This is a genomic window from Thermostichus sp. MS-CIW-38 (assembly GCF_054058415.1).
The window spans coordinates 1-21,344 of sequence record NZ_JBSSAH010000048.1; the positions used below are offsets into that span (position 1 = coordinate 1).

Here is a 21,344-nt window from a genome sequence, read left to right on the forward strand (position 1 = left end):
GGCCTGTGGATCGAACTGCACGGGCGGTCGGAAGCAGGAACCCGCCGAGACGACTGCGCAAGGAGCCATCCATGCGCAGCGTGGTAGGAATCTCCAGCCTTCAGGCCGGGGAGGATGTCAACACAGCTTGCCCTCAGGGTCAGCACAGGTGAAAATAAAAAAACAGAGAAGCCATCCTCAAGCTCATTTTTGTCTGCCTGTGAATCCTGTTCGCACCCTCTCCGCCACCAAAGCGGCCTTTTTCAGCGCCTACCCTCGCCCGATCAACGCCGTCTATCGCCGGGTGGTGGAGGAGTTGTTGGTGGAGCTGCACCTGACCACCGTCAACAGCACCTTCGTCTACGATCCGTTTTTTGCCTTGGGGCTGGTCACCCTCTACGACGGGCTGATGGAAGCCTATCACCCCCCTGAGCAGCGAGAAGCCATTTTCAACGCCCTCTGTAAGGCTCTGCACCTCAAGCCGGAGGTGTTGCGCAAGAATGCCCGCGATCTGCTGGAGTTGATGGGAAGCGGGGATCCCCGTCAAAGACTTGATCTCCTCTGTCTCAAGCCAGAGGCGGAAGATGTGGGTGGGTTGAAAGCCATTTTGGAGCGCATGACTCAGCCGCCCTACGCCTACAGCCGGGTCTTAGCTGTTGGCCTTTACACAGCCTATGAAGTTGTGGCCAAGTCCCTTTACGAAGAACCAGAAGAACGCACCCGCCGCTTTTTGGAGAATGTGGTGAGCAAGCTGCCCTTTTCAACAGAGCGGGTGAGAAAAGATCTGGAGCTCTATCGCAGCAGTTTGGATCGCATGAAGCAGGCGCGGGCTGTGGTCGAGGAGATGGTAAAAGCCGCCCGGCGTCAGCAGGAACGCCGCCAATCGGCCGCCTCTTTGCCCGAGACTTCCCTCGGCGACCCAAGCAAGCCTGGCAGCTAAACCCCGGCCCTAAGCCAGATACTGAGCCCAAGTTTCCACCACCTCGGGGGATCCATACCAGCGCCGTCCACCCCGACCGGAATGGTAGCAGTTGGGCAGAGTGAGGTTAACAGCCCCCTGCAGGTGGGCAGCCTCGATGGGGGTAATGCCATCGCCCCACAATTCCCCCTGTCCAGCCGTGAGCCAATAGCTGTTGTAGGCCAGCCAAGCCAGATAATGCTCCTGTCGCCACAGGGATCCCAGACTCAACCTCTGCCCCTGGATGACCCTGCCCGCCACGCACACATATTTGACCTCGGGCCAAAAGGCCCCCGGATAGTGGGTGTTGACAAAGTCCAAATTGCGCTTCGTCCAGCGCTCCCGGCTGGTGTGGGGGGATCCCAAGCTAATCAGCGCAGCGACCTGCTCCCGCCCCTGCCACACCTGTCCCCCATAGGGCACGGATCCCAGGTAGATGCGGGCAATCCAGCCGCCGGCGGAGTGGGCCACCAGGTTAACTCGGTCAACCCCAAACTCAGCGCAGGTCTTTTGGATGGTCTCTCGAAGGGCCCACAGGATGGGAGTGACAGGCCTTCCCCCCAGCGTGGGAAACCAACTGCGCACCTGCAACGGCACCACCCGTGCCGCATAGCCGCGGGCTTCCAGCTCTTGGCGCAGGGGCTCATACTCCGACGCACCCGCCAGATAACCGGGCAAAATCACCACAGGGGCCATACGCTAGCGGGGATACCAGAACATGCCTTTGATCCCCTCAGGGTCGGCGGTGAAGCCCAGCCGTTCGTAAAAGCTGACCACTCCCTGATCGGCAAAAAGGGTGATGTTGCTGATGTCTCGGGCGCGCAGCTCGTGGATCACCTTTTCCATCAGCCGCTTGCCCAGACCCCTACCCTGGAAATCGGGATGAACCACCACATCCCAAATGGTGGCATTGAAAGCGTGGTCGGACGTTGCCCGGGCAAAGCCGATGAGGCGACGGTAGCTGCCCCGCTGCTGCCACATCGACACCACCAAAAAGCTGTGCTGCAGGGCTTTTCTCACCTTGTGAATGGGGCGACGCGACCACCCCACCGCATCGCAGAGCTCCTCTAGCTCGTACAGATCCAAGTTGGGATCCAAGCTGAAGAGGATTGTCTCCCCTCGTACCACCACCGTTTCCTGGCGACGGTCGGCCCTAGCTGTTTGCGCCGGCTCTTTGGTTGTAGCAGCTCCTGCTGACCCGAACAGGCCCTTCCAAAAACTCATGTGAATCGCTGCCGAGTGAAAGCTCACCCCTACTTTGGGTGAGCGTGTCCTCAGTATAGCCAGGATCGGTGGCGGAATTGTTTCCAATTTCTAGGGATCCCCCCGAAGGGGGAACACGGCCACCATGAGCAAGCGCGCTTCCAGAACCGGCACGTTTCCAATTTCTAGGGATCCCCCCGAAGGGGGAACTTGGCTCGGGGAGGCATACGACCCCGAGTACGACATTGTTTCCAATTTCTAGGGATCCCCCCGAAGGGGGAACACGTGTTGTTTCTAGAGGACGAGACTGTGCTCATGTTTCCAATTTCTAGGGATCCCCCCGAAGGGGGAACTTCTACAGATAAAACTAAGAATGCAAAAACATCTAGAAAGTTTCCAATTTCTAGGGATCCCCCCGAAGGGGGAACTGACCTACACCATCCGGATCCCTACAGCCGAGGGAGTGGGTTTCCAATTTCTAGGGATCCCCCCGAAGGGGGAACTCCAATGACAAGAAGTTCCTCGACAGCCTAGAGTATTTAGTGTTTCCAATTTCTAGGGATCCCCCCGAAGGGGGAACGGTGGCTCACCAAGATCGGATCTTGGGTCCCTTCGTTTCCAATTTCTAGGGATCCCCCCGAAGGGGGAACTCTAGGATGGCCATTGGTGTACACCTTGCCGCCGTCATGTTTCCAATTTCTAGGGATCCCCCCGAAGGGGGAACACTAGCTAAACTGCACACACAAGGGCAGGTGTTTCACATGTTTCCAATTTCTAGGGATCCCCCCGAAGGGGGAACCGTTCATGTAAGCCTCCAGTAAACTACTCCACAATAATGTTTCCAATTTCTAGGGATCCCCCCGAAGGGGGAACCAGAAAACTGCTACCAAGCCGTGTTCGGCGCACCAGAAGTTTCCAATTTCTAGGGATCCCCCCGAAGGGGGAACAAAAGTTGAGATACTGGAGCAATACTAATTAAGTCGATAGCGTTTCCAATTTCTAGGGATCCCCCCGAAGGGGGAACTGGGACTTGGTACATCTTTCAGGATGGGGAGATTCATGTTTCCAATTTCTAGGGATCCCCCCGAAGGGGGAACGCCAACCCCTGGGGATCCGGCTTACCCACGTATGTGAGCAGTTTCCAATTTCTAGGGATCCCCCCGAAGGGGGAACTGCCTGATCTAGTTCCTCCCCCCACCAGCACCCAGGAGTTTCCAATTTCTAGGGATCCCCCCGAAGGGGGAACAGCCTTTTTATTTTTAGGCAGGTTACTGTTATTCCCGTTTCCAATTTCTAGGGATCCCCCCGAAGGGGGAACGTTAAACGCAGACTATACGACCATCGGTGACTGGGGTTTCCAATTTCTAGGGATCCCCCCGAAGGGGGAACCTGGAAACACCAGTAGTACTCACGGCCATTTATGGTGTTTCCAATTTCTAGGGATCCCCCCGAAGGGGGAACAGGAGATAACTGAAGACGAATGGCCACAGCCTTCATGTTTCCAATTTCTAGGGATCCCCCCGAAGGGGGAACAACTTGGAGCTAGCAATAGCAAAGCAATATCCAGATATGTTTCCAATTTCTAGGGATCCCCCCGAAGGGGGAACAGAAGGAAACTGAGCGCCGACTGGCACCAGTACCGGTGTTTCCAATTTCTAGGGATCCCCCCGAAGGGGGAACCAAGGAAACCTACCTGCGTAAATGTACACTCTACAGTATCCCACAGTTTCCAATTTCTAGGGATCCCCCCGAAGGGGGAACGAGGCTAATATGTTGATTCGGCGTTATGCCTATCAAATGTTTCCAATTTCTAGGGATCCCCCCGAAGGGGGAACTGGGCGCCGGCGACTACATCCATAAGTTTGGTTCCGAATTTCCAATTTCTAGGGATCCCCCCGAAGGGGGAACGGGGGTGAGCTGGTGCGGGCAGCAGAGGTTCCGCCCGTGTTTCCAATTTCTAGGGATCCCCCCGAAGGGGGAACGACTATTCGCAACGGTTGTCCCGAACGTTACTATGCAGGTTTCCAATTTCTAGGGATCCCCCCGAAGGGGGAACTTCAACTTTGATTGCGTAACGTTTACCACCGTGAGGTGGGAGTTTCCAATTTCTAGGGATCCCCCCGAAGGGGGAACTTGAGTAATCCTTCCCAACGGGGCGCTCGCCCCCTCCGGTTTCCAATTTCTAGGGATCCCCCCGAAGGGGGAACTACAGTGAGTTTTTCCCATTTTTCCGTGAAGAAATTGTTTCCAATTTCTAGGGATCCCCCCGAAGGGGGAACACCACATGGACTGGTCTATCCGTACGCTGGATAAGGTTTCCAATTTCTAGGGATCCCCCCGAAGGGGGAACATTCCGAACTGTTTACTCAGGAACAAATCAACTGGATGCTGTTTCCAATTTCTAGGGATCCCCCCGAAGGGGGAACTTTCTGGAACCGATGGTCGTTACCTTGTTGCGATTCCGCATCGGTTTCCAATTTCTAGGGATCCCCCCGAAGGGGGAACAATAACGATGCTATTGACTTACTAACTTCACTAGGTGTTTCCAATTTCTAGGGATCCCCCCGAAGGGGGAACTGCTGGTCAAATACCACTCTGTTTATGGGTGGTTGATGTTTCCAATTTCTAGGGATCCCCCCGAAGGGGGAACTCTCGGATGACGCCGATATTCCAGAGGGTTTGACGATTGGTTTCCAATTTCTAGGGATCCCCCCGAAGGGGGAACTTCTTTACCAACCGATAAGGGAGGACACTATGTATATGTTTCCAATTTCTAGGGATCCCCCCGAAGGGGGAACCCACCCCTATTAAACCCAAGCAGGGCAAGGAATGCAAGACCCATTTGCGAGGGATCCGGAAAAAAGTCGGCAAAAAGAGCTGCGGCGAGGGGGTTTTGGGGCTGGAAAGCCTTGTGGCGCAAGGCATCGAGGGATCCGACGAAAGAATCGGCCTTTGCGGCTTTTGGCGGATCGCTCGCGGAGGCGTTGATACCGTTTGGGTGTTGTCTTGGAAACAAGGGTGAGTACCCGAGCCTCAACCGGAGTTTGCGGGGCTTGGCGATTGCCCAAGGCGTGCCCCCTAGCTGCGGGTGTAGCCGGCTGGGGGATGAAAGCAGATACGATGTTTTCAACTTTTCACAGTCGGAGAAATCTCATGAAAAAGTGGATTGCCTCGGCTACAACCCTACTCTGCTGTGTGCTTGTCCTGGTTCTGTTTTGGCCCCACGTTACCTCTGCCCAGAGGCAGACCCTCAATCTCTACATCTGGTCAGAATACATCGATCCCGACATCCTCACCGCCTTTGAAAAAGCCACCAATAGCCGCGTGCTGGTCAGCGTGTACGAATCCAACGAAGACATGGTGGCCAAACTGCGGGGGGGAGGCACCAGCCAGTACGACATTGTTGTTCCCACCGACTACATTGTGCCCAACATGTTGGAGCTGGGACTGCTGCAGCCTCTCAACAAAGAATTGATCCCCAACCTAAGCAACCTGGGCGAAAAATTTGTCGGCCTGCCCTTTGATCCAGAAAACACCTACACCGCCGCCTATCAGTGGGGCACCACCGGCATTGGCTACCGCAAAGACCGCCTGCCCGAAAACTTTGAACGCTCTTGGGGATTGATTTTCGACCCGCAGCAGCAGTATGGCCCCTTTGTGATGATCGACGAGATGCGCTCCATGATCGGCGCTGCTGCCGTTTACCTGGGCTTCGATATGAACACCACCGTTCGCTCCGAACTGCAGCAGATCCAGCAGCTTTTGATCGACACCAAGCGCCGCAGTGCCGGCCTAATTGGGGGCGTGGGGGGCAAAAACCAACTGGTTTCTGGAACGGCCAATGTAGCCATCGTCTACAGCGGCGATGCCCTGCAAGCTGCCGAAGAAAACCCCAACATCGGCTATTTTGTCCCCCGCGAGGGTGCCCACATTTGGCTGGATGTAATGGCCATTCCCGCCCAGGCCCCCAACCCCGAGCTGGCCAATCGCTTCATCAATTTCATCCTGGATGCTGAAGTCGGCGCTCAACTGAGCAACCACAACCGCTTCGCCACCCCCAACGCTGCAGCTCTGCCCATGATCAACCCAGAAGATCGGCAAAACCCGGCCATCTACCCTGACGAAGAGGCCCTTGCCAAACTCACCTACCTTAAAGTGCTGTCAGGGGAAGAGCTGCGCCTCATCGACGCCCTCTGGACAACCGTGAAAAGCAGCTAGGGATCCCTTGTTAGCTCTCGACATAAAACTTGACACTTTTTAATATCTGAGCCACATTAAAGATGTCACCCGTTGATGGAGCTAGAACCATGGAAAACCAAGAAGCTAAGTTTGGCTTTACCACCTTCGCCGAAAAATGGAATGGCCGTTTGGCAATGTTGGGCTTTGTGATTGGCGTTGCGACCGAGTTGCTGACCGGCCAAGGGATCCTCTCTCAAATCGGCCTGATGTAATCCCAGTAGACCCAAGACACTACTGTAGATCTTTGCTGTAGATCTTTACAGGCCTGGCTGCGGCCAGGCTTTTGCATCGCTTCCGAATGCAACAGGCATGAAAATTTCTGCTGCATTGCTTCCTAACTCCCCTCTCTCTGGGAGAGGGGGTGGCCGCGGAAGCGGCGCCGAGCCTTTGGAATCTATCCTTCCAGATCTCGCAAGTACTGGCGGATATCAGCCAAGATGCGTTCTAGGTCTTCTGGGGCCTGGAGAGCCCGTGCCCATTCTAGGTCATGACCACCTTGGGATCCCTGCTGGGCCAGCGCCACTCCTAAGTGTTCCAGCTCGCGGACCACTTGGCAAAAAGCATTAGCTCCCACGTTGGAGCTGGCTCCTTTGAGGCGATGGGCGATCCGCCGCATTCCTTCTGCATTGCAACCGGCAATAGCTTGGCGCAATTGCGGCAGCTGGTCTTCACAATCTTGGATGAACACCTGCAGCAGCTCCCGCTGAAACCCGCGATCCCCGCCGGAAACCTGATCCAGGTAGGCAGAGTCGATGGGATAGGGCAAGGTGGGAGAAGAGGGATCCCTGTCCCTACCGGGGGAGCTTGGAGAAGCTGCTTTAGAAGCGGATCCATTGGAGGATCCTGCTGCAGACTGGGCAATCACCTGGCTCCAGTGGTTGAGCAACCTTTGCAAATCTTCCTTCAGCACCGGCTTGCTGAGATAGTCGTCCATACCTGCCTGCAGGCAGCGCTCCCTATCCTCCTGCATGGCGTTGGCCGTGATGGCAATCACCACTGTGCGGTGGCCGGATCTCCGTTCCTGTTGGCGTAGGCGGCGGGTGGCCTCGTAGCCGTCCATCACCGGCATTTGGCAATCCATGAGAATAAGGTCATATCTGACCTTCTGCAGGAGATCCAACACCTCCTGACCATTGGCCACCACATCGGCCTTGTAGCCCAAACTCTCGAGCTGGCGCAAAGCCACCTTTTGGTTGACGGGGTTATCCTCTGCCAGCAAAATGCGCAGGGACTGCTGGGGTCGGTCGGCCATAGGCGTCGTCTGAGAGAGAGGGGGGCCAATGCCCAAAAGAGAGGTGGAGAGGCCAGAAGATTTCCCCAGGGCCATGGCCAACGCCTCCTGCAGACGGCTTTGTTTTACCGGCTTAACCAAGTAGGCAGCAAAGCCGATTTCGGCAGCGCGGCGGGAGTGCTCCCCCAGTCCCAGGGAGGTCATCATCACCAGTTGCGTCTCGGCCAGTTGCGGATCTGCCTTGATCCAGCGGCCCAAGGTCTCCCCATCCACCTCTGGCATTTGCATATCCAAAACGGCCAGGGGGAAGGGTCTGCCTTCCCGAACGGCTTGGCGCAGTTTGTCCATAGCCTGATAGGCATTTTCGGCCTCTTCCACCACCATTCCCCAAGCCGCGGCCTGACAGCGCAGGATCTTGCGATTGGTGGCGTTGTCGTCCACCACCAACAGTCGCTTGCCCTGCAGATCCACCGGGATGCGAGCAGAAGGCTGGGCAAGCTGCTGGACGTAGGGCTGCCGCTCCAGAGTCAGCTCAACGCTGAAGGTGCTGCCCTGTCCCTCCTGGCTTTGCAACGAGATGGTTCCCCCCATCAGTTCTGTCAGTTGTTTGCAGATGGCCAAGCCCAGTCCCGTACCTCCGTATTTGCGGGTAGTAGAGGCATCCACCTGGCTAAACGGTTGAAACAGCTTGCTCTGCGCCGCCGCCGGGATCCCGATTCCGGTATCTCTCACCGAGAGCTTGAGGTGAGCATGGGTAGCGGTTTCTTGCAGCACCTCTGCTTGGATCACCACCTCTCCTCGGTGGGTGAACTTAATGGCGTTGCTTACCAAATTGTTGAGGATTTGCCGTAGTCGCGAGGCATCTCCCCGCAGGTAGCGCGGCACTTCCGGTGGCATGAGCACCGCCAGCTCCAATCCCTTGGCGTGGGCAGTGGGGGCAAACAGATCCGCCACCTCTTCCAGACACGAGCGGAGATCGAAATCCAGGATCTCCAGCTCCATTTCCCCGGCCTCCAATTTGGAGAAGTCCAGGATGTCGTTGATGAGGGTGAGCAGCGCATCGCCACTGATGCGGATGGTCTCTACAAAGTCTCGCTGTTCTGCATTGAGGGGGGTCTCCAGCAGCAGGCCCGTCATCCCCAGTACCGCGTTCATGGGGGTGCGGATCTCGTGGCTCATGGTGGCCAAGAAGCTGCTCTTGGCCTGGGCAGCCTGCTCAGCTGCTTTGCGGGCCTGCTCCAGCTCCAGGCCGCGCTTTCTCTCCCGCTCCAAAAGGGCTGCCTGGGTGAGGGCAATGCCAATTTGGTTGGCCAACTGCGACAGCAGCTCCATCTCAAACGGCTGCCACTGACGCGGGCCAGAGCACTGGTGGGCCAGCAACAACCCCCACAACTGCTGCTCCAAAAACAGCGGCACCACCAAGTTGGCCCTGACCTGCACTTTTTGCAGCAGCTCTAGGTAACAAGGCTCCAGTCCTTCACTTTCCACATCGCTAACAACGCGAACGCGGCCCTGGCTGTAGAGCTGGGCGTACTTTTCCTGAAAACAGGGATCCTCGATCACCTCTCCCAGCAAGGAGGGGATCCCCGGCTGAGTTTTCTCTTTGGAGATGATCCCAGAACCATCCGGCTGGAAGCGGTAGACCAAGACTCGGTCCGCTTTGAGCAGGGCTTGGATTTCTGTTACCGTCGTCTCTAGGATCTCGGCGATATCCAAAGATTCGCGGATCTTCAAGCTGAGATTGGCTAGCAACTGAGCCCGGCGGTTTTGCCGCTCCAATTCCTCTGCCGCTTTCTTCTGCTCAGTAATGTTGCGGAAGATGCCTCGCGTAGCCACCATCACTCCATCTTCAAAGCGGCAGTTGACATTGCCCTCCACCCAAACGGTTTCACCGCTGGCCGTGAGGAAAGCTGTCTCTACCCTCTCCAGTTTCTCCCCTGCTAGAAGCTTCTGGAAAAGAGCCTGGCAGTGCTCCCGGCAGTCGGGATGGAGAATGTCGAAGAGGGTCATTTGATAAACTTGAGCTTCGTCATAGCCCAAGGTCTCTTTCCAAGCGCGGTTGACATATAAAAAGTGCCCTTCGGCATCCACGCTTTGGATGAGGTCAGTGGCATTTTCAAAGAGATCCCGGTAGCGCTCTTCACTTTCTTTTAGGGCTAGCTCCGCCAGCCCACGGTCGGTGATGTCGATGCCAGTGCTCATGAGAAACTCTGCCTCACCGTTGGCACCGATTAAGGCGGTATTGGTCCAGTCAATCAGCCGCAGTGCCCCTTGCTTGGTGCGCCAAAAATTCTCATGGCGATTCAAAAAGAGGGAATAGTTGCCCTTGAGCTGTTCAAAAGCTTGCTTCACACCAGGCACATCTTCCGGCGGGATCAAACCCAAATCCCACAGCAGCCGGTTCTTAACTTCTGCCAGCGAGTAGCCAGAAAGCTGCTCGGCAGCGCGGTTGAAGCGCAGGATACGCCCTTCTGGATCCATGACCACCACCAGCGCCCCTGCCGTATCGATAACCGCGTTGGTAAAATCTCGCTCTTGCTTGAGGGATCGTTCTGCCTCTTCTCGCTCGGCAGTCTCCCGGCGGATGAGGAAGTAAACCGAGGCCAAAACCAGGTAAGTAAAAATGAGCCCGCCAAAAGCAATGAGATTGGTTCTAACCCAGGCAAACTGCAGTTCCTGATTGCGTTGCTCCAGAAGGCGATTCTCCTCCTGCTGCAGCACCCGAATCAACTCGACAATTTGCTCCACCAACCTTGGCCCTTCGCTGCTTTCTAGAGCTTCCTGAACGGCAGGTAGCCCCTCTTGCTCCAGCAGCAGCTCTAGGCGCTTCAGGCGCTCTTGCTGCAGGGGGTTGTCAGCAGTGAGCTCTTTCAACAAGCGCAGATGGGTGGAGGTGGCTTCAAGGCTGGCTTGGTACTCACTGAGATAGCGAGGATTATTGGTCAGAAGATAACCATATTGACCGGCTTCGGCGGCGCGGGTTTCCGCCAGCAATCCTTCCAAGTTTTGGATCACTTTTAGAGTGTGGGCCACTCGTTCTGTAAGCTGCGGCAGTTGAGAGGCATTCCGCTGAGCTGAGTAGGTGATCCCGCCCAAAAGCAAGGCAGCCAGGCCAAAACCGGCCGTCACCTTGAGGAGAAAGCGGTTTTTACGGGCAGGTTTAGTATCCCCCGACTTAGGCAGCAGAGGCGTCTGAGCCAGTTCCCTCAAAGTACGGCGCAGCTCCAGTTGGGCCACCACCTGATGGGCCAGGGCTTGTAATTGCTCCAGTTGTTCTGGGGTCAGGTGCCGAGGCTGATAATCGACAACGCAAAGCGTGCCCAGGGCCTGCCCTTCTGGAGTTACCAAGGGAATGCCAGCGTAAAAGCGAATGTGGGGCTCTTGAGCGACAAACGGGTTATCGGCAAAGCGGGGATCCTGAGTGGCATCGGGCACCACCAGCGGCTCTTTAGGCGACAAGATGGCGTGGGCGCAGAAGGCCACATCCCGTGGGGTCTCCTGCACATCGACGCCGAATTTGGCTTTAAACCACTGGCGGTGTTCGTCGATAAGGCTGACCAGAGCAATGGGCGTGCCGCAGATGTGGGCGGCAAGGCGGACGATCTCGTCAAAGGCAGTTTCAGGTGCCGTATCGAGAATCTGATACTGCCGCAGGGCAGCCAGCCGCTGCTCTTCGTTGGGAGGGAGGGGGGCCTTAGGCATAGGTCAAACTAAGCGGAGAGGAAGGGTTCCGATCCACCGATCTCGGAGGTCGATAGTCTCAAGGTAAAAGAGGTAACCCCAGCATAACTTCCAAGCCTCTCCACCGGAAGCTACAGGGATCCAATCCCCAAGCTTGCTTCCCGTTGGTTCAGTTCGCTAGATTTTCACCACGCCTGCGTCAGCTACTCTAGCTCCTGCAAACGAGCCAAAATAAGGGCCTGAGCCGTGGCCCGTCCAGAGCCGCCGCGGGCAGAAGGGAAAAAGACTTACCGGATCCCAGTTTCAGTATTTATACTGATGTCAAAGATGAGAAAGCTCAATAAGCTTCCTCTGATGCATTTGGTTTCACTCATCCTATAAATAATCAAATCCTAACATTTTTAAGCAAGCTTCGAGTTGAAATTTCTCAACGGAAGGCTTACTATTCAAAAGAGAGACGAGCTTTGTAAAGGGGGAATACTCTCAGTCATGCAAAAACTCCAAGACAGTTTGATAAAAGCTCTGAGCATCGATGGAGCACTGGGGGTAGCGCTGGGGGATTGGAAAACTGGGATGTGCTTGGGATATAAGGGCACCAACAGCCCCGCCTTCCCAGAAGCTAACTTGGAGCTGGCAATCGCCGGAAACACAGAAGTGATTCGCGCTAAGATGCGAGTCGCGGAGTCACTTAAGTTCACCGACAGAATTGAAGAGATTTTAATCATCCTGGAAACTCAGTACCATCTAATGCGTATGCTTAAAAACATAAACGGCCTATTTTTCTACCTAGCCTTAGACCGAGAAAAAGGGAACTTAGCTCTTGCCCGCATTAAACTCAGTCAAATTGAGAGCGAATTGACCCTCTAAGGGCAACTTGAAAGAGATGAAGCATCACGGCGAGCAGGGAGTCTAATTTGGCCGTGGAGCTACACCCCCAATACTTATCCTTGGCCGACAGGGCATGTCGGCATAGCTTAACCTAAGTGTTGAAGGAAAGAGAGTGCGGAACCGGGGACTTGAACCCCGATGGCATTGCTGCCACTAGAACCTGAATCTAGCGCGTCTACCATTCCGCCAGTTCCGCGGCGATCTACAAGTGTGCCCAAAGCAGGGGATCCCTGTCAAGGCTGGCAAAAGGGATCCCTTGCCGGCGGCTCTATCTGTGCTAAGCTCTGCTGCGCACAAGATTAAAGCCGATAACGCTGACCTTGGCCGACTTTACCTTCACCTGCGAGGGCACCTGCCCCCATACCCAAGCGCGGGCGGGATACTTCGTCACCCCCCACGGTGGGATCCCAACCCCTTGCTTTATGCCGGTGGGAACTTTGGCCAACGTGAAAACCCTCACCCCCGCCCAGCTCAAGGAAACGGGCGCCCATATTATTCTCAGCAACACCTATCACCTGCACCTACAGCCCGGCGAGGACATCATTCAAGCAGCAGGGGGGCTGCACCGCTTTATGGGCTGGTCGGGCCCCATCCTTACCGACTCAGGGGGCTTCCAGGTCTTCAGCCTCAGCGCCATTCGCCAAATCAACGAGGAGGGAGTGACGTTCCGCTCTCCTCTCGATGGCCGCATCATTCACTTCACCCCAGAGCTATCCATCCAGATTCAAAATGCCTTGGGTGCCGATGTGATCATGGCCTTCGACGAGTGCCCGCCCTACCCTGCCAGCCCTGAGGAAGTGGAAGCAGCGGTGCGGCGAACCACCCAGTGGCTGAAACGGTGCGTGAAAGCCCATCGTCGCTCAGATCAGGCTTTGTTTGGCATTGTGCAGGGGGGAGTTTACCCTGAGCTGCGCCGGCGGGCGGTGGAAGAGGTCTGTCGGCTGGATCTGCCGGGCTATGCCATTGGCGGGGTGAGTGTGGGGGAGCCGGTCGAGTTTATGCACGCCGTTGTGCGGCAAACAGCCCCTCTACTGCCGGCAGATCGCCCCCGTTATCTCATGGGGGTGGGCACCTATGCAGAGATGCGGGCCGCCGTGGCCGCCGGAGTGGATTTGTTTGACTGCGTGATCCCCACCCGCTATGCCCGCCATGGCACGGTGATCAGCCGGGGCAAACGCTGGAACATCAAAAATGCCGAGCACCGCCGCAGCCTGGATCCCATCGATCCCGACTGTCCCTGCTACACCTGCCGCCACTTCAGCCGCGCCTACTTGTGCCACCTCATCCGCGCCCAGGAGATCCTGGGCTATACCCTGCTTTCTATCCACAACATCACGGAGCTGATGCGCTACACCCAGAAGATGCGTCAGGCCATCTTGGAAGGCCAATTTCATGAGCACTGGGATCCCTGGAGCTAAGCCGGCCGGGAGATTTGTCTGGAAGCATCTGATCCATTTTGGTAGAATAAATACATGGGATAGTACGTGCATTTAAGCTATCCCATGTAGCCGCAGGAAGGAGTCAGATCATGGCTATCCGAACCCTCAGCAGCGTGATTGAACAGCACATCGCCGGCCTTCCGGGCTTGATTGCTGTTTTGATAGGGCGGGCCACTGATGGTGCTACAGTAGCCAAAGTAACCTACGTCAGCGATTCCCAAGAGGAGCAAGCCCTAGAACGTTTGGGCACCTACGCCGGCGACCTAGTCCAAGCCAACAGTCGTCTATGCCAGCTTGTCAGCTCTGACCAAGAGGCGGACTACCTTTTGGCCGGCACTTCGGCGTTGCGGGTTGTCATCAAAGCGTTTCCCAAAAGCCCCTACTTTGTGTTACTCCTGACCCGTTCCATCACCGACCTCAGAGCCATTTCAGAGCGCATCAAAGCCATTCTGATTGACGGAAAGCCGCTACTGCCCCCTGTGCAGGACAGCACCATGTCTTTGGCTCAGGCTCTGATGGACTATGCCAAGCGCTACGCTCCGGATCCCAACTTTGTGGCTCTGCGCCTGTCTTTGAAAACGGGCCTAGACCGCAACCGTCTCGAAAAGGGCGCCCTGAGCCGTCAGGAGCTGCGCATTCTCTACAAAGCAGTGGCAGATCTCTTGGGCCGAGAGCGCCTGCCTATTGCCATGCCGGTCTGAGTAGTCGAGAATAGCTGGCGAGGTTTGTCTGAGGGCAGTTGCTGCGCTTGTGGGATCCCCTATTGTTTATCTGAGTTCACTTGCCTATGCTTGAGCATCTACATCTCGACCGCAACCGCAAGCTGATCTCCCTGTTTGGAGAGCCGGTTATCTTCCACTGCCATCACTACAACCTCTTCCTGCAGCAGACCATCGAAGATCCCGACTGGATCGATGGAGTGGGAATTCTGCGCACCGCAGCTCAGGAGATTTTCTACAGCCTTCTGTACGGAGCTTTCAAGGCTCTTGGCATTCAGGAGACCCAAGAGCGCCTGGCAGTGGCAGCTCAGATCTTCAGTTTTTTAGGATTTGGGCGGCTGGCGTTTGAGGTGACACCTTCAGGCGGGGAAGTGCAGCTTACCCATTCTCACTATGCAGAAGGTTGGCTGAGCAAGTACGGAGAGCAGGTCAGCCGCACGCGCCCGATTGACCACTTGGCGGTGGGCTATGTGGCAGCAGCTCTGGATGCCACGTTTGGCGAGCTGGGGAGCTACACGGCAGAAGAAACGGAGTGCATGGCCGTTACGCGCAAGGATCACTGCGTGATCCAGGCCACTCGGCTGCCGCGGCCCCAGTTGTTGACTCCTAGTCCAGGGATGGGCAAGTTGATCGAGCAGCCGCTCCAGTTCCCCCGGCCCACAACAGCAGTGGACTACGATGCGGTCAACGAAGCTCTGTGGGGCTTGCCTTTGGCCGGAGATGAGCGGGGGCAAATTCGCGCGTTTAACGTGTTGCTAACGCGCATGCCTGCCAACTACTGCAACCGCATTCAATATCGCTTTTTACAGGAGCTGAAGGCGGTGCGGGCTGAGCTGATGGGGGTGGGGGAAGCTCTCATCCGCGAGTCGGGGCATGTTTGTGTCTTCTACACCTTCGGCAACATCATGGAATCGGTGGAGTGGGAAACCCTGGTGGGGCCGATGCTGGAGAAGGACACGGACTGGATCCACGGCGGCTATGCGGTGGCCAGCAGTCTGGGGTGGGGTCGCTGGCAGGCTTTGGAGGTGGTGAGCGGCGAGTCTTGCCGGGTGGCCATTGATGGCAACTACGAAGCCAACTACTTTTTGGCTTCCTACCCACGGGCAGAGGATCCCGCCTGCTATTTTGCTCAAGGGGCGGTGCCGGCGATAATGAATCTGGTCTACAACGGCAACATCCAGCAGAAGCCGGTTTTGGATCAAGTCTTCTACAACCGCCTCTTCCAGCGGGGTGGGCTCTTCCACGGCCAGGAGACCAAGGCCAGAGAGAAGGGGGATCCCTGGTGCGAGTTCTACGCCGCTCGCGTCAGCGGGACGGAGTCCTTGCGGATGTAGGGATCCATGCAGGTGCGTGTCCTCAGGCGGCGGGAGTGTGGGGCTGGGTGGGCCACCGACCTGCTGCTGCCACGTTGCCTTGTCTGGTCGGAGGTAGAGGCTCTGGCCCAGGAATGGGGAGCCGCTTGTCGCTGTTTTCAAGGGCAACTGGTGTGGCTGGATCTGCCCTCAGGCCGGATTACGGCTTCGTTGCGGGTGCCCCGCCTGACGCTGCGACTCCACGATGCCAACGCTGAGGCGCAGATCTTAAATCGTTTGCAGCAGTTGGCCAAGTCTTCTGGTTCCCAGACAGAGGGAAGTTAAGGGCAAAACGAGAAGTTTAGCTTGGCACCGACATTTTGCGGCAGACTATCGACCAATGCAGGATCGACTTTCCAGGAGTGCCATGCGCCCACCAAGTTCGAGCCTGCTGAGGAACTGGGAGCCGCGTTCATACTCGCTCATAGTCATAATGTATGCAGCATGCATGCAGCTCGGTACCTACCTTGCCATAGCAAAGAGAGTGCTCCATTCTTGGTTGGGCACACCCGGCTTGGCGATGATCTCAAGGATGCGATTTTGGGCGGCGGGCTGGAATAAACTTTCGACGGCCACTTGGGCTACTTTCGTGCGGGGGATGCTGCCGTCAAAGAGGGTATCCGCCTTGGACAGGACAATACCGTCGTTATTATCCTGATTTTTCAGGCCCCCCGGTCGAACGATGGTGTAGGTGAGGCCGCTTTTTTGCAGGTATTCTTCTGCGCGTTTTTTCCACACTAGGATCAGCCAAAACAAGTTGAGGGGATGGAACAGCTGGGAAACACACAGGGAAGAGATTAAAACAAAGTGTTGGATCCCTTTGGCTTTGGCCACATCGACCAGGTTCTTGGTGCCTTCATAGTCGACTCGGTAGGGCTGAAAGGGATCCCAACTGGGCCTGGCCCCGGTGGCACAGAGCACCACCGTGCATCCTTCCATGCCTGTCTCCAGCGTGGCCGGATCCAGCACATCCCCCACCACCACTTCCGCTTCGCGGGGCAAAACCCGAGCGGCCAGCTCATGGCTGCGCACCAGCGCCCGTACCGGGATGTCGCGGCCCACCAACTCTTTGACAATGCGGCGTCCGGTTTCTCCTGTAGCCCCTGCAACAAAAGCCTGCATAAGTTTCTCCTGCAAAGCTGTTTATACCCGGTGTAGCTGTTTGAGGATTTGCGGTGGCCCCATCTGCCATTATCTTCCCAAAATCGGCCTCAGGTTCCCTCTTTTCCATGACAGGATGGTAGGGATCTCACACCCCAGTTATTAGATGGTTGCCCAAGGTGCTCCTACCGCCTACGAGGCTCAAACCCAAGCTCTCGCCCAATCTCTGTTGGCTTCTCTTTGGGGAGAGAAGAGATCCCTGCTGGCCCAGTGGCGGGATCAACTGCGCTGGGAGGACAAGCTGCTGGCCTGGGCGATGGAGAACCCCCACCTGCGCACCCAGTTGTTCCGCTTGATTGATGTCTTGCCCAGCTTGAAAAGCAAGGCTGAGGTGGCCCGCCATTTGCAGGAGTATCTTTCAGATCCGGCGGTGGAATTGCCGGGAATGCTGAAAAGCCTGCTCAACTTTGCAGACCCCGACTCCCTGCCAGGGCAGTTGGCTGCCACCACCCTCACCGCTGCCGTGGAAGCCTTGGCCCGTCGATACATTGCCGGAGAAACTCTACAGCAAGTCAGCAAAACTCTGGAAGCTCTGCACCGGCAGGGTATGGCTTTCACGCTGGATTTGCTGGGGGAAGCCGTCATCACCGAAGCGGAAGCCCAATCCTATCTGGATCGCTATCTGCAGGTGATGGAGCATTTGGCAAAGATGGTCAAAACCTGGCCACAACCGCAGCCTGTGCCGCAAGTGTCGGTGAAGCTGACAGCCTTCTATTCCCAGTTCGATCCCATCGATCCCCTGGGGGCCAAAGCCAAAGTGGGGGAACGGATTCGCATCCTGTTGCGCCGGGCAGAAGCTCTGGGAGTCGGGATCCATTTCGACATGGAGCAGTACCGCTACAAATCCCTCACCCTGGCCATTTTGCAGGAGCTGCTGCTGGAGCCGGAGTTCAAAAGCCGCACCGACGTTGGCCTGACGCTGCAGGCCTACCTGCGGGATAGCTACACCGATCTGCAAAACCTGATCGCCTGGGCCAAAGAGCGGGGATCCCCGGTGACGGTGCGCTTGGTCAAGGGGGCCTACTGGGATCAAGAGACCATCCTGGCGGCGCAAAAGCACTGGCCACAGCCGGTTTACAACAGCAAGTCTGCTACCGACGCCAACTTCGAGCGCATGACCCAGCTTTTGTTGGAGCACCACACCCATCTCCACGCCGCCATCGCCAGCCACAATGTGCGCTCTCAGGCCAAAGCCATCGCCATTGCCCAAGCCCTGGAGGTGCCCCAGTCTGCTTTTGAACTGCAGGTGCTCTATGGCATGGCCGATCCCCTGGCCAAGGCCTTGGTGCAGAAGGGACAGCGGGTGCGGGTGTACTGCCCCTACGGGGAGCTGCTGCCGGGTATGGCCTACCTGATCCGGCGTTTGCTGGAAAACACCGCCAACACCTCTTTCCTGCGGCAAAGCGTTCAGGGCTACAACCCCGAGCAGCTGTTGGCCCCGCCGGTCTTGGACGAGGGATCCGTTTTCCAGGCTCCTTCTCTCTCGTTTGCCGCCGCTCCCGATACGGATTTCAGCCAGCCCCAGCAGCGGGATCCCTTTTTTCAGGCATTGGACGAGATCCGGCCTCAACTGGGTCAGAGGGTTCAGCCCTGGATTGCCGGAGAATATCGCCCCACCCGACAAGCCATGCTCTCCCTCAACCCTGCGGATCCTGAACAGGTGGTGGCGGAAATTGGGTTGACCGAGCCGGAACAGGTGGAGCAAGCCTTGGCAGCGGCCCAGGCCAGCTTTCCCATCTGGAGACGCACCCCTGTGGCTGTGAGGGCCGGGATCCTGCGGCGGGTGGCGGAGCAAATCGAAGCCCAGCGGGCGGAGCTGGCTGCCTGGATGGTGCTGGAGGTGGGCAAGCCCATCGCCCAGGCCGATGGGGAAATTTCTGAGGCCATCGATTTTTGCCGCTACTACGCCCAACAGATGGAGGCCCTGGATCGGGGACGGGAGTGCAACCTGCCCGGCGAAACCAACCATTACCACTACCAGCCCCGCGGTGTGGCGGTGGTGATCGCCCCCTGGAACTTCCCCCTCTCCATCCCCTGTGGCATGACAGCGGCGGCTTTGGTGGCCGGAAACTGCGTGCTCCTCAAACCGGCAGAACAATCCTCGCTGATCGCGGCCAAGCTGGCGGGCTTTATCCTCAAGGCGCTGGAGGAAGCCGGGATCCCGGAGGGTGTCTTTCAATTCCTGCCGGGGGTGGGCGAAGCCATCGGCCCCCTGTTGGTTCAAGACTGGCGGGTGCACCTGATTGCCTTCACCGGATCCCAGGCGGTGGGTTGCCAGATCCTCGCCCAAGCCGCGCAACTGCAGCCGGGCCAGCACCACATCAAACGGGTCATTGCCGAGATGGGGGGCAAAAACGCCATCCTCATCGACGAAAGCGCCGACCTGGATCAGGCGGTCAAAGGGGTGGTCAACTCCGCCTTTGGCTACAGCGGCCAGAAATGCTCCGCCTGCTCGCGGGCGATCGTTTTGCAGTCCATTCACGACCTGTTCTTGGGGCGGCTCATCGAGGCGGTGCGCTCTTTAAATGTGGGGGATCCAGCCCACCCCAGCACCCAAGTTGGCCCGGTCATCGATGCAGAGGCCCAAGCTCGCCTGCAACAGGCCATTCAATCGGCTAAGGCTGATGCCCGCCTCGACCTCAGCCTGCCCGTGCCGGAAAAAGGCTACTTCGTCGGCCCCACTGTGTTCAGCCAGGTGGATCCCCAGTCAGAGCTGGCGCAGCGGGAGCTGTTTGGCCCGGTTTTGGCGGTGATCTCAGCGCCGGACTTTTCTTCTGCTCTGCAGATGGCCAATGCCACCCCCTACGCCCTCACCGGCGGTCTCTACAGCCGCACCCCTTCCCACATTCAACAGGCTCGCCAGGACTTTGCCGTCGGCAACCTCTACATCAACCGCGAGATCACCGGGGCGTTGGTGGAGCGGCAGCCCTTCGGCGGCTTCAAGCTCTCCGGCGTGGGATCCAAAGCCGGCGGCCCCGACTACCTGCTGCAATTTTTAGAGCCGCGCACCGTAACCGAAAACACGCAACGGCAGGGCTTTGCTCCCATCGAGGGATCCTGAGGATAGGGCTTGGGAAAGCTCATTGGACAGGCTTGGCCACATCCCCAACCTTGAAGCCTGCCCCGCTGAGAATGCGTCCCACACTGGAGCTGTCATCCACCTCCGTCAGTTGGACCTGTCCGGCTGGCTCAGTCAATTTGCGCAAGACTGTCCCCGTGGCCGGATCCTTCACCTCGCGGACGACGCGCTCCACAGAAAGAATCAATCCCACCCGATAGCCATCGCGGCTGCCCTTGTTCAGGATCACCTGGTTGCCGTAGACATCCGCCACCAAGGCGTCAACCGTTGGCAGAGAGCGAGGCTGAGCTGCCAAGCGCCCGGCAAAACCGGCCAACTGCTGGGCAATTTGCTCCACCGCTTGTTGGCTTGCCAATACCAACAGCTTCTCTTCGTTGCTGGTGGCGGATCCCCCGCCAAAGCCGGCAACCGTGACCGTGCTATCCGACTGGCTGGCGTTGCCTTTGCCCTCGACCACGGCCAAGATCTCGGCAGTACTGGTGCTCACCAAGCGGGCATTCAGCTGCACGTTGGCATCGGCATCCACTGACTCAGCGCCCACCGCCAGCGGGAAGCTGCCGAAGGGAGTTAAGACCGGTGCCCCACCCCCAGAACGGCGCACAGACACATCAAACTGGGTCACACTGCCGAGGATCACCGCATCGACCCCTAGGATCCGGCCTACCTGAGCAGCGGTGTTGGCATCCAGTCGACCGGATAGACCCAGGTTCTGCTCGGCCAAGATCGCGTCCAGCCGCGAGCGCTCGATGACGGAAAAGGTGCCATCTCTCACCAGCCGATCCACCAACAGGTCGCTCACCCCCCGAGAAGCCTCGCGGAAGCTGTAGGGATTGCTGAGGCTGCTGAAATCAAAGTCCAAGACTGCAATCCGAGGACGGGATGTGGGTTGCGGCGCTTGTCCCACCTGTCTGGGGGCAGAGAGGGTGCAGCGAATGTCTTGGGGAAATTGCTGGCAGAGGGCTGGATTGGCGGATTGGGCCACCACCGGGATCCCTGTCCAGCCTAGGCTTACCAAAGGGATCCCGAACAGCAAAACGGAAGAGAGGTTGCGCATGGTTAAACGATCTCCTAGATCTGGGAAGTGGCCACAGTTACTCTCAGCTTGCACCCAAAAGAGCTTCAGGGCGGTGACCGGTATCACCTGGCAGCTAAGGGCTAAGGATCCTGACGTCGCCTGTTCCCAGAAGATGCCCTACACTCTACCGACTACAAGGTTGTTGAAAAAAGGGATTGAGAAGGTTTGTATAGAAGAGTTGACAAATCTCAACCCTGTTGAGCAAAGGTACTCGCTCTCTGCAATTGACATCCTCCCCGGCCTGAAGGCCGGAGATTCCTACCACGCTACGCATGGATGGCTCCTTGCGCAGTCGTCTCGGCGGGTTCCTGCTTCCGACCGCCCGTGCAGTTCGATCCAC

15 protein-coding genes, 1 tRNA gene and 1 CRISPR repeat array are annotated in these 21,344 nt (G+C 57.3%); of the genes, 10 read left to right on the forward strand and 6 right to left on the reverse strand.

Translation table 11 applies throughout. The features are described 5' to 3' along the window. The first annotated feature begins 199 nt into the window (after positions 1–199). Positions 200–919: a photosystem II biogenesis protein Psp29 gene (psb29, locus tag ACVWXZ_RS12740; protein ID WP_041436186.1), complete on the forward strand. Its 720-nt coding sequence runs from the start codon at positions 200–202 to the stop codon at positions 917–919. Between the two features lie 9 nt (positions 920–928). Here the strand turns inward: psb29 and ACVWXZ_RS12745 are convergent, their stop codons facing one another. Both ACVWXZ_RS12745 and ACVWXZ_RS12750 read right to left on the reverse strand, forming a co-directional pair. Further along, entirely contained in the window at positions 929–1,633 is a 705-nt protein-coding gene (locus tag ACVWXZ_RS12745; protein WP_011432154.1) for an esterase/lipase family protein, read from the reverse strand. 3 nt (positions 1,634–1,636) lie between these two features. Continuing rightward, positions 1,637–2,161, reverse strand: coding sequence for a GNAT family N-acetyltransferase (locus tag ACVWXZ_RS12750; RefSeq protein WP_414343795.1), 525 nt, complete (start codon positions 2,159–2,161; stop codon positions 1,637–1,639). 79 nt (positions 2,162–2,240) lie between these two features. Next, positions 2,241–4,938: a CRISPR direct-repeat array (repeat unit 36 nt; unit sequence GTTTCCAATTTCTAGGGATCCCCCCGAAGGGGGAAC). Between the two features lie 355 nt (positions 4,939–5,293). Between ACVWXZ_RS12750 and ACVWXZ_RS12755 the strand changes: the two genes are divergently transcribed. Both ACVWXZ_RS12755 and ACVWXZ_RS12760 read left to right on the forward strand, forming a co-directional pair. Next, the gene (locus ACVWXZ_RS12755) at positions 5,294–6,358 is read left to right on the forward strand and encodes a polyamine ABC transporter substrate-binding protein (protein ID WP_148202683.1); all 1,065 of its coding nucleotides are present in this window, start codon (positions 5,294–5,296) and stop codon (positions 6,356–6,358) included. A gap of 89 nt (positions 6,359–6,447) precedes the next feature. Further along, positions 6,448–6,591: a chlorophyll a/b-binding protein gene (locus ACVWXZ_RS12760; RefSeq protein ID WP_041436191.1), complete on the forward strand. Its 144-nt coding sequence runs from the start codon at positions 6,448–6,450 to the stop codon at positions 6,589–6,591. A 182-nt stretch (positions 6,592–6,773) separates the two neighbouring features. Here ACVWXZ_RS12760 and ACVWXZ_RS12765 read toward each other — a convergent pair whose 3' ends face one another. Next, complete coding sequence (locus tag ACVWXZ_RS12765; protein WP_457482595.1) at positions 6,774–11,312, reverse strand: GAF domain-containing protein; 4,539 nt, start codon at positions 11,310–11,312, stop codon at positions 6,774–6,776. Positions 11,313–11,780: 468 nt separating this feature from the next. Here ACVWXZ_RS12765 and ACVWXZ_RS12770 point away from each other — a divergent pair, with 468 nt between their 5' ends. Further along, positions 11,781–12,158, forward strand: a complete 378-nt coding sequence (locus tag ACVWXZ_RS12770) for a hypothetical protein (protein WP_457482596.1) — start codon at positions 11,781–11,783, stop codon at positions 12,156–12,158. A gap of 134 nt (positions 12,159–12,292) precedes the next feature. Here ACVWXZ_RS12770 and ACVWXZ_RS12775 read toward each other — a convergent pair. After that, a tRNA-Leu gene (locus ACVWXZ_RS12775) sits at positions 12,293–12,375 on the reverse strand. Between the two features lie 124 nt (positions 12,376–12,499). On the opposite strand from ACVWXZ_RS12775, the gene tgt reads away from it, so the two are divergent. The 4 genes from tgt (at position 12,500) to ACVWXZ_RS12795 (ending at position 15,974) form a co-directional block, all read left to right on the forward strand. Continuing rightward, positions 12,500–13,597 carry a tRNA guanosine(34) transglycosylase Tgt gene (gene tgt / locus ACVWXZ_RS12780; RefSeq protein WP_457394513.1) on the forward strand — a complete coding sequence of 366 codons (1,098 nt, stop codon included), beginning with the start codon at positions 12,500–12,502 and terminating at the stop codon, positions 13,595–13,597. A 110-nt stretch (positions 13,598–13,707) separates the two neighbouring features. Continuing rightward, complete coding sequence (locus tag ACVWXZ_RS12785) at positions 13,708–14,319, forward strand: hypothetical protein (protein ID WP_457482597.1); 612 nt, start codon at positions 13,708–13,710, stop codon at positions 14,317–14,319. 86 nt (positions 14,320–14,405) lie between these two features. Further along, a complete protein-coding gene (locus ACVWXZ_RS12790) occupies positions 14,406–15,671 on the forward strand; it encodes a hypothetical protein (RefSeq protein WP_457482598.1) in 1,266 nt (421 codons plus the stop codon). A 6-nt stretch (positions 15,672–15,677) separates the two neighbouring features. Beyond that, positions 15,678–15,974, forward strand: a complete 297-nt coding sequence (locus ACVWXZ_RS12795) for a hypothetical protein (protein WP_414413829.1) — start codon at positions 15,678–15,680, stop codon at positions 15,972–15,974. A 177-nt stretch (positions 15,975–16,151) separates the two neighbouring features. Here ACVWXZ_RS12795 and ACVWXZ_RS12800 read toward each other — a convergent pair whose 3' ends face one another. Beyond that, complete coding sequence (locus tag ACVWXZ_RS12800) at positions 16,152–16,811, reverse strand: SDR family oxidoreductase (protein WP_457444984.1); 660 nt, start codon at positions 16,809–16,811, stop codon at positions 16,152–16,154. 145 nt (positions 16,812–16,956) lie between these two features. On the opposite strand from ACVWXZ_RS12800, the gene pruA reads away from it, so the two are divergent. Further along, complete coding sequence (gene pruA / locus ACVWXZ_RS12805) at positions 16,957–19,911, forward strand: L-glutamate gamma-semialdehyde dehydrogenase (RefSeq protein WP_457444986.1); 2,955 nt, start codon at positions 16,957–16,959, stop codon at positions 19,909–19,911. Between the two features lie 19 nt (positions 19,912–19,930). On the opposite strand, the gene ACVWXZ_RS12810 is transcribed toward pruA, so the two are convergent. Continuing rightward, positions 19,931–20,983, reverse strand: coding sequence for a CsgG/HfaB family protein (locus ACVWXZ_RS12810; RefSeq protein WP_011432168.1), 1,053 nt, complete (start codon positions 20,981–20,983; stop codon positions 19,931–19,933). Between ACVWXZ_RS12810 and ACVWXZ_RS12815 the strand changes: the two genes are divergently transcribed. Beyond that, positions 20,982–21,344: hypothetical protein (locus ACVWXZ_RS12815; RefSeq protein ID WP_457404159.1), on the forward strand; the 363-nt coding region annotated here is incomplete at its 3' end. The genes ACVWXZ_RS12810 and ACVWXZ_RS12815 overlap by 2 nt on opposite strands.

Excerpts from the sequence above, each read along its gene's own strand:
- ACVWXZ_RS12745 (WP_011432154.1), bottom strand. The coding sequence starts at position 1,633 with ATGGCCCCTGTGGTGATTTTGCCCGGTTATCTGGCGGGTGCGTCGGAG.
- ACVWXZ_RS12750 (WP_414343795.1), bottom strand. The coding sequence starts at position 2,161 with ATGAGTTTTTGGAAGGGCCTGTTCGGGTCAGCAGGAGCTGCTACAACC.
- ACVWXZ_RS12755 (WP_148202683.1), top strand. The coding sequence starts at position 5,294 with ATGAAAAAGTGGATTGCCTCGGCTACAACCCTACTCTGCTGTGTGCTT.
- ACVWXZ_RS12760 (WP_041436191.1), top strand. The coding sequence starts at position 6,448 with ATGGAAAACCAAGAAGCTAAGTTTGGCTTTACCACCTTCGCCGAAAAA.
- ACVWXZ_RS12765 (WP_457482595.1), bottom strand. The coding sequence starts at position 11,312 with ATGCCTAAGGCCCCCCTCCCTCCCAACGAAGAGCAGCGGCTGGCTGCC.
- ACVWXZ_RS12770 (WP_457482596.1), top strand. The coding sequence starts at position 11,781 with ATGCAAAAACTCCAAGACAGTTTGATAAAAGCTCTGAGCATCGATGGA.
- ACVWXZ_RS12785 (WP_457482597.1), top strand. The coding sequence starts at position 13,708 with ATGGCTATCCGAACCCTCAGCAGCGTGATTGAACAGCACATCGCCGGC.
- ACVWXZ_RS12790 (WP_457482598.1), top strand. The coding sequence starts at position 14,406 with ATGCTTGAGCATCTACATCTCGACCGCAACCGCAAGCTGATCTCCCTG.
- ACVWXZ_RS12795 (WP_414413829.1), top strand. The coding sequence starts at position 15,678 with ATGCAGGTGCGTGTCCTCAGGCGGCGGGAGTGTGGGGCTGGGTGGGCC.
- ACVWXZ_RS12800 (WP_457444984.1), bottom strand. The coding sequence starts at position 16,811 with ATGCAGGCTTTTGTTGCAGGGGCTACAGGAGAAACCGGACGCCGCATT.
- pruA (WP_457444986.1), top strand. The coding sequence starts at position 16,957 with ATGGTTGCCCAAGGTGCTCCTACCGCCTACGAGGCTCAAACCCAAGCT.
- ACVWXZ_RS12810 (WP_011432168.1), bottom strand. The coding sequence starts at position 20,983 with ATGCGCAACCTCTCTTCCGTTTTGCTGTTCGGGATCCCTTTGGTAAGC.